Annotated in this window: 1 protein-coding gene; it reads left to right on the top strand. The window is 50.7% G+C overall.

Annotated features, from left to right (window positions below; translation table 11 throughout):
• The coding region (locus L692_RS28875; protein WP_036723769.1) for a zinc-binding dehydrogenase at positions 1 to 1,437 on the top strand (1,437 nt) is incomplete at both ends.

Genomic DNA, 1,437 nt, shown 5'->3' with positions numbered 1-1,437 from the left:
AACCTCGTCAACCGGATTAACAAAGCAATCGGAATCACCATGCAGACGACCATTCTGTTCGACTTTAACAACGTGGAACAGCTAGCCGCATTCATTATACGGGAGTACAAAGCAGTGCTGGTCGCGCAGCTTCAGGTAAAGTATCCCAAGGATGAGCCGGAAGGGGAAGATCGGATGGAGATCAATTCCCAGGTGGCGGCTGCCTTGGAAGACGAATTAAACAACCGTGAAAACCGCTTCCGGCCCAAAGGCCGGCAAGAGATTGCCGGCAGGGAAACTGCCGGGCTTGCAGGGCAGGGTCTCTATCGCCGGGTTATCATTGAGCGGCCGGGTGAAATTGATGATCTCCGCGTCATCGAGTCGTCTATTCCGGAGCTTAAGGCCAATGGTGTGCGAATCGCAGTTCGCGCGTTCTCCCTCAATTTCGGGGATTTGCTCTGCGTGAAGGGATTATATCCGAGCATGCCTCCGTACCCGTTCACTCCGGGTTTTGAGGCAAGCGGAATCGTCCTCGAAACGGGGAGCGCCGTGACGACAGTCAGACGCGGGGATGAGGTTGTGGTCACTATGGGAGAAGAAATTGGCGGACAAGCCGATTTGATTACATGCTTGGAAGAGAATGTGTTCTTAAAGCCCGAATCTTTATCTTTCGAGGAAGCCTGTGCTCTCCCGGCTGTTACGATGACCATGATCGATGCTTTTCGGAAAGCAAGGTTGAAGCCGGGAGAACGTATTTTGATCCAAACGGCCACAGGCGGCACCGGTTTGATTGCGGTACAGCTCGCGCAGCATTACGGAGCGGAGATCTATGCGACAGCAGGCTCCCGGGAGAAGCTGGAATACCTTGAGAAGCTCAGCGTTCCCCATCGAATTAACTATTTGGAGACCGACTTTGAACAGGAAATTATGCGGCTTACGAACGGGAAGGGCGTGCATGCCGTCATTAATACCCTGTCTGGGGATTCGATGCAGAAAGGTATGAATTGCCTGGCGCCGGGAGGAAGATACATCGAGCTTGCAATGACCGCACTGAAGACAGCGAGAAACATCGATCTGTCCGTATTCAGCCGGAATCAAACTTTCTACAGTGTCGATTTAAGAAGACTGATGCTGGAAGAACCGGATACTGTCAGAGCTTACTGGAGTGAAATGCTTGATTTGGTGCATAACGGAATTATTCGTCCGACTATATGCAGAACATTTTCTTTTGACCAGATTAAGGAAGCTTACCACTGCATGGAAGATCGAAAAAATATTGGGAAGATTGTTGTGGTTGTTCCGGAGAATCATGGATTAAATGCTCTTGGATCGGATGACGGCCAAGGAAGCAGAGTGACAGCAATTCAACCTAAGCTTCAGCCTGCGTATCAGAATGAACCTGTCGCGATTGTTGGAATGAGCGGCCGTTTTGCCAAATCGCGTACGGTAGATGAGCTA

The sequence above is a fragment of the Paenibacillus forsythiae T98 genome (assembly GCF_000520735.1).
GTDB classification, from domain to species: Bacteria; Bacillota; Bacilli; order Paenibacillales; family Paenibacillaceae; genus Paenibacillus_AQ; species Paenibacillus_AQ forsythiae.
The sequence above is the reverse complement of the archived record's forward strand: the minus strand, read 5'-3'. Positions and strand labels throughout refer to the sequence as shown.